Origin of the sequence: Kitasatospora sp. NPDC059571 (assembly GCF_042735675.1) — a bacterium.
GTDB lineage: Bacteria > Actinomycetota > Actinomycetes > Streptomycetales > Streptomycetaceae > Kitasatospora.
In genome coordinates, this window is the sequence record NZ_JBHWBW010000110.1 from 1 (window position 1) to 7,785 (window position 7,785).

The window sequence follows — 7,785 nt, forward strand, 5'->3', positions numbered from 1 at the left end:
GGCCGCCCACCGGGCGCCGACCGCGGCGACGATCCAGTCGGGGACGGCCTCGTCGACGCCCACCGGATCACCGGCCGCCCCCGCCCCGCCGGGGCCCGCGAAGGCCTCCACCGGCGCGGGCACCCGGTCGTCGCGGCCGCGGACCGCCCAGCGGAACGCCGAGGTGCCCCGGGCCAGGTCATGGCCGACCGACCGGGCGTCGATCTCGACCGCCGTCCGCCGACGGCCCTCCTCGCCCCACTCCCTGACCCTCAGTCGGCCGCTCACCACGACCGGATCGCCCTTGTTGACCGAGCTCACCAGATTGGTCGCCAGCCACCGCCAGGCGACCACGGTGACCCAGGTGGTGTCGCCGTCCACCCAATCCCCCGCCGCGCGGTCGAACCGCCGCTCGGTGGTCGCCATCCGGAAGTTCGCAACCGGCACGCCGGACGCCGTCTGCGCATAACTCACCGTCGACGCGACATTGCCGACGATTGTCACGAGGGTCTCATTCACGGGTAATCCCTCCGCCTCGAAGAATGCGGGCCGACCGGCACGCAGGGCGATCCTGGCGGACCGGCACAACAGCCGGAGGAAAGGAGGAAATGCCTGTGGAAAACCGGGGGGTGTGGATAACCGGGATCCCCCGCAAGGGTGAATAATCAGCCAGAGGAGTCGATCTCGGGAACGGCAACCTGCGAGGTCATGACAACGACGCGGCCGCCCCGCCGCAGCCGCCCGCCCCCGAACGGGTGGCCGCACCGGGTGTCCGTCCAGGTCATCCGACCGAACGAACCCAAATCCGACCCCCACCGCGTCGGCGGGCGGCCAAACACCGCCTCGAATCCATAACAGGTGAGGAGGCAGCCCCGTAACGACTGCACAACGTCCGGGTCCAGATCCTCGCAGACCGCTGCACGTCCGTCCGCCACCTGCGATTATCGGACCGCTCCGCCGAGGCCGACACACCCGAAGCGGCGCCGGAACGCCCGGCGGGGGATCTGGTCACCCTTATCCTGTCCCGGGCATCCCGTGCCGGACGGGGCGAGGCGCCTGCCCGGACAGCCGTACCCGACGGGGCCCGGACCGGGCACCACCGCACGCCCGCAGATCCACCGCCGGCCCGGCCGGCACCTGCACGACCGGCACCGGTCTTGCCCCCATAGCTCAGCGGATAGAGCACCCGCCTTCTAAGCGGTAGGTCGCAGGTTCGAATCCTGCTGGGGGCACCACCCGAGGGTCCGCCCGCCCCCGGCCCGGCGTTCCCGCCCAGCGGGCCCCGGCCGTCGAGACGCAAAAGGTCGCCCGCGACACTCGCCGTACCGCACGGGGCGGCACAAGGCCGACCGCGGCCGCCGGCCCTCCCGCGCTACCGCCCCGCGGCCAGCCCGGCCAGGTAGCCGTCCAGCAGCGCGGTCTGCCGCTCCGGCGGGAACTCCTCCGGCGCGAAGAGCGCCTGCACCACCAGACCGAGGACGAAGCTCTGCGCCGCCGCCGCGGTCTCCTCGGGCGCCGGCCCGGACGGCAGTTCGCCCAGCCGCTGGGCCTCGCACGCGTACTCGACCAGCCGGCGGCGGGTGCGCCGGTAGCGCTCGGCGTGGTCGGCGGCGAGCCCCGGGTCGGCCAGCGCCGCGTCCCAGCTGCCCACCCAGATCCGGTTGTCCGCGGCGTCACGCTCGGTCAGCGGCAGGACGTCGAGCAGCACGGCGCGGAACATCACGAGCCCCCCGGCGGGCCGGGCGCCGTCGGCGGCCGGCCTCGGCCGCGCCTCGGAGCGCTCGTCCAGCACCTCCAGCGCGTGGGCGACCAGTGCCCGCTTGCTCGGGAAGTAGTGGGTCAGCAGGCCGGTGCTCGCCCCCATCTCGGCGGCGACGGCGCGCAGCGTGAGGCCGGCGAAGCCGCGGGCCGCCAGGACCCGCCAGACCGCCTCGGAGACGTCGCGGCGGCGGGCTTCGTGGTCTCCACGGGCGGGGGTCATGCGCGCTATGGTACCTACCAAACGTTTGTTATGTACTTCTCCGCCACCCCCGCCCCGGAGGCCCCCATGTACGCCCTCCCGCTCGCCGACGACGCCGAACTGCGCCCGCTGGAGCCCTGGCAGGCCCCTGAATTCCTGGCCCACATCGACCGGGCCCGGGCCAACACCGATCCGTGGATCCCCTGGGCCTCCCGCTCCACCGATCTCGAATCGGCCCGGGCCACGCTGCAGGGATATGCCGACCGCCAGGCGGCCGACCGCGGCCGGATCTTCGGAATCTGGCTGGACGGCACGCTGGTGGGCGGCGTGATGTTCGTGAACTTCGACGCCGCGTCGGGCGTCTGCGAAATCGGCGTCTGGACCGAAAAGGCCGGTGAGGGCCGCGGCCTGGTCAGCGCCGCGGTGCGCCACCTGATCGACTACGCACTGGTCGAGCGCGGGCTGCACCGGGTGGAGTGGTGGAGCAGCACCCGCAACGAGCGCAGCCGCGCCGTCGCCCGCCGGATGGGCATGCACCTGGACGGCGTGCTGCGCGAGTACTTCCCCAACAACGGCGTGCGCCACGACAAGGAGGTGTGGTCGCTGCTCACCCACGAATGGCGTCCGGAGCGGCACGGGGGCACCGACGCCCGGACCGGCACCGGCACCGGCACCGGCACCAGCACCCCCACGGACGCCGAGGCGCACTGACGCGACCCGCCCCCGCATGGCCGGAGCAGTGCCGCGCTCGGCCCGACCGGCGGACCGCACGGCCCGACCGGCGGCCCGCACGGCCGGACCGGCGACCCTCCCGGGGGCCGAAAACCGTGTGACAGGCCGCCGGGCCTGGCGCAGGATCGGCACAGTCGGCCGAGTCCGCCCCCGATCCCAGGAGCGCCCGCATGGTCCAGCGCAGCACCGTCCCCAGCCTCTTCCCGCCGCCCGGCTACGCGCACACCGCGGTGGTCGAGGCGGGCAGCCGGCTCGCCTTCCTGGCCGGCGGGGTGCCGCTGGACGCCGACGGGGCGCTGGTCGGCCCGGGCGACCACGTCGAGCAGGCCCGCCAGGTCGTGGCCAATGTGGCGGAGGCGCTGCAGCACGTCGGCGCCGGCCTGCCCGACGTGGTGGCCAGCACGGTCTACGTGGTCGCGGCCGAGCCCGGCCCGCTCTCCGCGGTGTGGGACGTGGTGAACGCCTCGGGGCTGGCCGCCGGTCCGCACACCTCGACGCTGCTCGGCGTGGCCTGCCTCGGCTACACCGGCCAGTTGGTGGAGATCACAGTGACCGCCGTGGTCCCGGAGGCCGCCGCTGTGGAAGGGTGATCCGCGGACCGGTCCCCAGCGCGGAGGCAGTGATGGCCGAGGAGTTCGACACCGGCACGGCCGGACTGCGGGTGGAGCTGGACGGTCCGGTGGCGACCCTGCTGCTGGACCGGCCGGAGCGGCGCAACGCGATGACCCTGGCCATGTGGCGGGGGCTGCCCGGGGTGCTGGCGAAGGTCGCCGCGCAGCCGGGCGTGCGGGCGCTGCTGGTCACCGGCGCGCAGCGGACGTTCTGCGCCGGGGCGGACATCGCCGAGCTGTCCGAGGTGTACGGCGATCCGGCCCGGGCCGACGCGTACCACGCCGAGAACGTGGCCGCCGAGGAGGCGCTGGCCGCCTTCCCGCATCCCACGATCGCGGTGGTGCACGGTGCCTGCGTCGGCGGCGGCTGCCAGCTGGCGGTCGCCTGCGACCTCCGCTTCGCCGCCCACGACGCGCGGTTCGGGATCACCCCGGCCAAGCTGGGGGTGGTCTACCCGTCGGTGCCGACCGTGCGGCTGGCCGCACTGGTGGGGCCGGCCCGGGCCAAGTACCTGCTGTTCTCGGGCGAGTTGGTGACCGCCGAGCGGGCGGAGCGGTTCGGCCTGGTGGACGAGGTGCTGCCGGCCACCGAACTGGACGCGCGGGCGAAGGAGTTCGCCGCGCTGCTGGCGAAGCGCTCGCCGCAGACGATCGGCGCGGTGAAGGCTGCGCTGGCGGTGCCTGCGCAGGACGCGGCCGCGGCGGTGGCGCCGTGGGAGCGCAGGTCGCGGGAGGCGCCGGACGTCCGGGAGGGCCTGGCGGCCTTCCTGGAGCGGCGCGAGCCCCGGTTCTGAGACCGGGGCCCGGCGCCGCGCCCTGCCCGCGGCGGCGGGTCAGCGGATCGGCATCCCCGAGATGGCGCGGGCGATGACCAGCCGCTGGATCTCGCTGGTGCCCTCGAAGATCGTGTAGATGGCGCTGTCGCGGTGCATCCGCTCGACCGGGTACTCGCGGGTGAAGCCGTTGCCGCCGAGGATCTGCATCGCCTGCGCGGTGACGTACTTCGCGGTCTCACCGGCGTACAGCTTGGACATCGAGCCCTCGGCGCTGGTGAAGGGCTGGTTGTTGGCCGCCATCCAGGAGGCGCGCCACACCAGCAGCCGGGCGGCGTCGATGCGGGTCTTCATGTCGGCGAGCTGGAAGGCCACGCCCTGGTTGTCGATGATCGGGCGGCCGAACTGCACGCGCGTCCTCGCGTAGTCGAGGGCGACCTCGTAGGCGGCGCGGGCGATGCCGATCGCCTGGGCGCCGACCGCCGGGCGGGACGCCTCGAAGGTGGCCATCGCCGCGTTCTTGCCCTTGCTGCCGGCGGACGCGCCGCCGGCCGCGCGCTCGCGGGCACGGGCGAGGCGCTCGTCCAGCTTCTCCTTGCCGCCGAGCAGGCAGTGGCCGGGGACGCGGACGCCGTCGAGGACGACCTCGGCGGTGTGCGAGGCGCGGATGCCGTGCTTCTTGAACTTCTGGCCCTGGGAGAGCCCCGGGGTGCCGGGCGGCACCACGAACGAGGCCTGGCCGCGGGCGCCGAGGGCCGGGTCGACGGTGGCGACGACCACGTGCACCGAGGCGATCCCGCCGTTGGTGGCCCAGGTCTTGGTGCCGTTGAGCACCCACTCGTCCTTCGCCTCGTCGTAGACGGCGCGGGTGCGCAGCGCGGAGACGTCGGAGCCGGCGTCCGGCTCGGAGGAGCAGAAGGCGGCGACCTTGACGTCGTCCGGGGTGCCGAACATCTGCGGCGCCCAGGTGCCGATCTGCTCCTCGGTGCCGTTGGCCAGCACGGCGACCGCGGCGAGGGTGGTGCCGACGATCGACAGGCCGATCCCCGCGTCGCCCCAGAAGAGCTCCTCCATGGCGATCGGGATGCCGACGCCGGAGGGGTCGAAGTACTGCTGGGCGTAGAAGTCCAGGGAGTAGATGCCGATCTTGGCCGCTTCCTGGATGACCGGCCAGGGGGTCTCCTCGCGCTCGTCCCACTCGGCCGCGGCGGGCCGGATGACGTCGGCGGCGAAGCCGTGCAGCCAGTCGCGGACGGCGATCTGGTCCGGTCCCGGGTCGAGGGAGAAGGTGCTCATGGGGCGTGCCTTTCGCGGGAATGCGCACACAGACGGGGGGTGGGGGCCGATCGGCGGGTCGCGCCGCGGCGGGTGTTACCTCGGGTAACATCACCGGAGTCTGCTACTGATTGGTAACGCATGTCAACGCCCGCACCCCCGAGGAGCAGCACCGTGCCGACCCCTGCCGCCGCACCGAACGGCGAGCACCGCCGCGAGCAACTGCTCAACGCCGCCGACCGGGTCATCCAGCGCGAGGGCCCCGGGGCCAGCATGAACGCGATCGCCGCCGAGGCCGGCATCACCAAGCCCATCCTCTACCGCCACTTCGGCGACCGGAACGGCCTGATCGGCGCCCTGACGGAGCGCCACACCGCCGGACTGCTCGCGGCGGTGCGGGCGGCACTGAGCGAGCCGCTGGAGCGCCGCGACCAGGTCGAGCACGTGATCGACACCTACCTCGCGGCCATCGAGTCCCGCCCGCAGGTGTACCGGTTGCTGACCCATCCCGAGCCGGGCGACCCCACCGGCGCCGGCAATGCGCTGGCGCCGGCGTTGAAGCAGATCGCCGAGGAGATCACCCGGGCGGTGCAGCTCCAGGTCGACCTGGGGGCGGACACCCCGCTGCTCTCCGAGACCTGGGGGCGGGCGATCACCGGGATGGTGCTGGCGGCCGGCGACTGGTGGCTGGAGCAGCGGCCGTGTCCGCGGGCCCGGATGGTGCAGGCCCTGGCCGACCTGCTCTGGGGGCGGCTGGCGGCGGCGGCCGCGCTGCCGCCCGCGGTGCTGCCCGCGGCCGAGGAGGCCGACAACGCCCCCGCGGAGGAGCAAACCTGAGCCCTGCTCACCTCTTGTGCGAGCCGCTCGGGCGGCGGCATCATCACGGTCACCGACTCCCCCTGCGAGGTGCACCGTGCGTCACCGCCGTACCGCCGCAGCACTCCTGTTGACCCTGGCCGCCCTGCTCGCCCCGCTCTCCCCCGCGGCCGCCCGGACGGCCCCGGCCGACCGGATCCCGGCCGGCACGGTGACCGTCCCGGACGGCCGCACGCTGTTCACCGACGCCGACGGGCGGACGCTCCAACTGCGCGGCTTCAACCTGGACAAGTACGCCGAGGCCCGCGACGGCGACCTGCGGGCGATCGCCGCCGACGGCTTCTCGCTGGTCCGGATCGCCGTCTCCTGGTCACGGCTCGAACCCGCCCCCGGCCGCTACGACCGGGCCGAACTCGCCCGCGTCCGCGGCCTGCTCGACAGTGCGCAGCGGGCCGGCCTGCTCGCCGTCGTCGACTTCCACCAGGACGTCTACGGGCCGGCGTTCGGCGGCGGCGACCGGGGCGTGCCGCGCTGGGCGACCCGGGACGACGGGCTGCCGTTCACCCCCGATCCGAACGACTGGTTCGCCGGCTACTTCCAGCCCGCCGTCCAGGCCGCGTTCCGCCACCTGTACGACGACGCGGACCTGCGGCGCGCCCAGGCGGACCTGTACACCACGGTGGCCCGCGCGCTGCGCGGCCACCCGGCGCTGCTGGGCTACGACCTGTTCAACGAGCCGTTCGGCCCCGTCGACGGGGACCCGGCCGACCCGGCCGTGCTCGCCGCCTCCTCGGCCGCCCTGGAACGGGGCCGGCTGGCCCGGATGTACCGGCGGCTGATCGACGCGGTGCGCCGGGTCGACGACCGCTCCTGGCTGTTCGTCGAACCGACCGTCCTGGTCGGCCAGGGGGTGCCGACCGCGCTGCCCCGGTTCGCCGACCCCCGGCGCGGGCCGGATCGGATCGGCTACGCACCGCACTTCTACGACACCGCCGTGGAGGCGGGTCGCGACTGGGACGAGTCCGACGGCTTCGTGGCGGCCTACACCGCCGCGGTCACCGGCTACCCGCGGGCCGGCCGGCTGCCCGTCCTGGTCGGCGAGTGGGGCCCGCCGACCGCCCGCACCCCGGGCAACGCCGCGCTGGTCGCCCGCCAGGTCGAGGCGATGCGGGGCTTCGCCGCGGGCTGGACGCTCTGGTACTGGTGCCGCGGCGACGGCGGCTACTGCGCACTCGGCCCGGACGGGCGGCCCGCCCCCGGCTACGGTCCCGCGTTCGGCCCCTACCCGGCGGCGGCCGCCGGGGTGCCGGTGGCGGAGTCCTTCGACGGCAGCCGGTACACGCTGCGCCTGACCGCCGACGGGAGCGGGCGGACCACCGAGATCACCGTCCCGGCCGGCGCGTTCCCGCACGGCCTGCGGGCCGCCGTGGACGGGGCGCTCCGGGCGGTGGTGGAGGTGCGGCAGCCGGCCGCGGACCGCGCGGGCACCGTCCGGGTCCGGGTGCCCGGCGTCCGGCCCGGCACGCAGGTCACCGTGGTGCTGTCGGGACTCCCGGCCCTGCGGGGATGAGGGGTCGTGGGACCAGCACGGCAGGCCTCTGTGGGGGGACCGACCCCACTCAGGAAAGCAGGCGGCGAG

The 7,785-nt window shown here is 74.7% G+C and carries 8 protein-coding genes and 1 tRNA gene; 6 read left to right on the forward strand and 3 right to left on the reverse strand.

Going from position 1 to position 7,785, the window contains the following annotated elements; translation table 11 throughout:
• A partial coding sequence (locus ACFV0G_RS15320; RefSeq protein WP_380546777.1) for a single-stranded DNA-binding protein occupies positions 1-498 on the reverse strand: 498 nt, incomplete at its 3' end.
• A gap of 640 nt (positions 499-1,138) precedes the next feature.
• Here ACFV0G_RS15320 and ACFV0G_RS15325 point away from each other — a divergent pair.
• Positions 1,139-1,214, forward strand: a tRNA-Arg gene (locus ACFV0G_RS15325).
• 137 nt (positions 1,215-1,351) lie between these two features.
• Here the strand turns inward: ACFV0G_RS15325 and ACFV0G_RS15330 are convergent.
• On the reverse strand, positions 1,352-1,960 hold the full coding sequence (locus ACFV0G_RS15330; RefSeq protein WP_380546779.1) for a TetR/AcrR family transcriptional regulator: 609 nt from the start codon (positions 1,958-1,960) through the stop codon (positions 1,352-1,354).
• Positions 1,961-2,026: 66 nt separating this feature from the next.
• Between ACFV0G_RS15330 and ACFV0G_RS15335 the strand changes: the two genes are divergently transcribed.
• From ACFV0G_RS15335 to ACFV0G_RS15345, 3 genes are all read left to right on the forward strand, one after another.
• A complete protein-coding gene (locus ACFV0G_RS15335; RefSeq protein ID WP_380546781.1) occupies positions 2,027-2,650 on the forward strand; it encodes a GNAT family N-acetyltransferase in 624 nt (207 codons plus the stop codon).
• Between the two features lie 191 nt (positions 2,651-2,841).
• Positions 2,842-3,261 carry a RidA family protein gene (locus ACFV0G_RS15340; RefSeq protein ID WP_380546783.1) on the forward strand — a complete coding sequence of 140 codons (420 nt, stop codon included), beginning with the start codon at positions 2,842-2,844 and terminating at the stop codon, positions 3,259-3,261.
• A gap of 32 nt (positions 3,262-3,293) precedes the next feature.
• Positions 3,294-4,076: an enoyl-CoA hydratase/isomerase family protein gene (locus ACFV0G_RS15345; RefSeq protein WP_380546785.1), complete on the forward strand. Its 783-nt coding sequence runs from the start codon at positions 3,294-3,296 to the stop codon at positions 4,074-4,076.
• A gap of 39 nt (positions 4,077-4,115) precedes the next feature.
• Here ACFV0G_RS15345 and ACFV0G_RS15350 read toward each other — a convergent pair whose 3' ends face one another.
• Positions 4,116-5,351: an acyl-CoA dehydrogenase family protein gene (locus tag ACFV0G_RS15350; RefSeq protein ID WP_380546787.1), complete on the reverse strand. Its 1,236-nt coding sequence runs from the start codon at positions 5,349-5,351 to the stop codon at positions 4,116-4,118.
• 120 nt (positions 5,352-5,471) lie between these two features.
• Here ACFV0G_RS15350 and ACFV0G_RS15355 point away from each other — a divergent pair, with 120 nt between their 5' ends.
• Together ACFV0G_RS15355 and ACFV0G_RS15360 are read left to right on the forward strand one after the other, a co-directional pair.
• On the forward strand, positions 5,472-6,167 hold the full coding sequence (locus ACFV0G_RS15355; RefSeq protein WP_380546789.1) for a TetR family transcriptional regulator: 696 nt from the start codon (positions 5,472-5,474) through the stop codon (positions 6,165-6,167).
• A gap of 76 nt (positions 6,168-6,243) precedes the next feature.
• Entirely contained in the window at positions 6,244-7,716 is a 1,473-nt protein-coding gene (locus tag ACFV0G_RS15360; RefSeq protein ID WP_380546791.1) for a glycoside hydrolase family 5 protein, read from the forward strand.
• Positions 7,717-7,785 lie beyond the last annotated feature (69 nt).

What these genes read in the sequence shown, in the direction of transcription:
- ACFV0G_RS15350 (WP_380546787.1), bottom strand. Translation starts at nt 5,351, where the DNA reads ATGAGCACCTTCTCCCTCGACCCGGGACCGGACCAGATCGCCGTCCGC.
- ACFV0G_RS15355 (WP_380546789.1), top strand. Translation starts at nt 5,472, where the DNA reads ATGTCAACGCCCGCACCCCCGAGGAGCAGCACCGTGCCGACCCCTGCC.
- ACFV0G_RS15335 (WP_380546781.1), top strand. Translation starts at nt 2,027, where the DNA reads ATGTACGCCCTCCCGCTCGCCGACGACGCCGAACTGCGCCCGCTGGAG.
- ACFV0G_RS15345 (WP_380546785.1), top strand. Translation starts at nt 3,294, where the DNA reads ATGGCCGAGGAGTTCGACACCGGCACGGCCGGACTGCGGGTGGAGCTG.
- ACFV0G_RS15330 (WP_380546779.1), bottom strand. Translation starts at nt 1,960, where the DNA reads ATGACCCCCGCCCGTGGAGACCACGAAGCCCGCCGCCGCGACGTCTCC.
- ACFV0G_RS15340 (WP_380546783.1), top strand. Translation starts at nt 2,842, where the DNA reads ATGGTCCAGCGCAGCACCGTCCCCAGCCTCTTCCCGCCGCCCGGCTAC.